1 protein-coding gene is annotated in these 1128 nt (G+C 70.0%); it reads left to right on the forward strand.

Translation table 11 applies throughout. The features are described from left to right. Window positions 1–73: 73 nt before the first annotated feature. The coding region (locus ACWDNU_RS46570) for a glycosyltransferase 87 family protein (protein WP_449673541.1) at window positions 74–1128 on the forward strand (1055 nt) is incomplete at its 3' end.

Below are 1128 nucleotides of genomic sequence, written 5' to 3' on the forward strand. Positions count from 1 at the left end.
GCCAGCGGCGACCTCAAACGAGAGTCCGGGGGTTGCCGAGCAGGTCGAGTCGACTGCTCCCGCGCATGACGCGGTGCCGAGTTCCACTCCGGCCGGACCGTCGGCTCCCCCACCCGCGCGGACCGACCGGGACCGGCGGCTGCGCTGGCTGGCCGCCGCGATCGGATTGTTCGTCGTCTCGGCCGCGATCGCGCTGCTCGCGCACTGGTGGCACGGCTACATCGACCTGCGGGTCTACCGCAACGGCGCCCGCGTCTGGCTCGACGGCGGCGATCTGTACGGGCCGATGCCGCCGGTCTACGGGCTGGGTCTGCCGTTCACCTATCCCCCGCTGGCCGCGGCGTTCTTCGTGCCGCTGGCGCTGATGCCGATCCCGGTCGCCGAGGTCGTCGTGCTGGTGACCTCGCTGCTGAGCCTGGGGATCGCGCTGTGGCTGGTCCTGGTCCGGGTGCGTCCCGAGCTCGACCGGATCGCGGTGCTGACCGTGGTGATCGCCGGTCTCGGCCTGGCCCAATTCCTCGAACCGGTCCGCCAGACCTTCAACTTCGGCCAGATCAACCTGATCCTGATGGCCGCGATCGCCCTCGACATCCTGGTGCGCAAACCGTTCTGGCCGCGCGGCATGCTGATCGGCATCGCGGTCTCGATCAAGCTCATCCCCGCGGCCTACCTGCTCTACTTCCTGCTGAAGCGGGACTGGAAGGCCGCGATCACCCTGGTCGTGTCGGCCGTCGGCGCGGTCGGGCTCGGTTTCCTGCTGTTCCCGGCCGATTCGGTGGAGTACTGGTTCGACACCGTCACCGATACGGGCCGCATCGGCACCCCGTACTTCGCGGGCAATCAGTCGATCAAGGGCACGCTGTTCCGCCTCGGGATGGACGAGTCGGTCGCCACCGGGCTGTGGATCGCGCTGTCGGCCGTCACGGTCGCGCTGGCCGCGATCTGGATGTACCGGCTGATCGGCGCGGGCAAGGACGTCTCGGCGCTGCTGGTCAACGCGGCCGCCGTGCTGCTGGTGTCGCCGGTCTCGTGGTCGCACCACTGGGTGTGGGTCGCGCCGGCGCTGGTCGTCGCCGTCGATCAGGTCACCCGGCGTCGCTCGCGGGCGTTCACCACCGTGGTCGCGCT

The sequence above is a fragment of the Amycolatopsis sp. NPDC003676 genome (genome assembly GCF_053587275.1).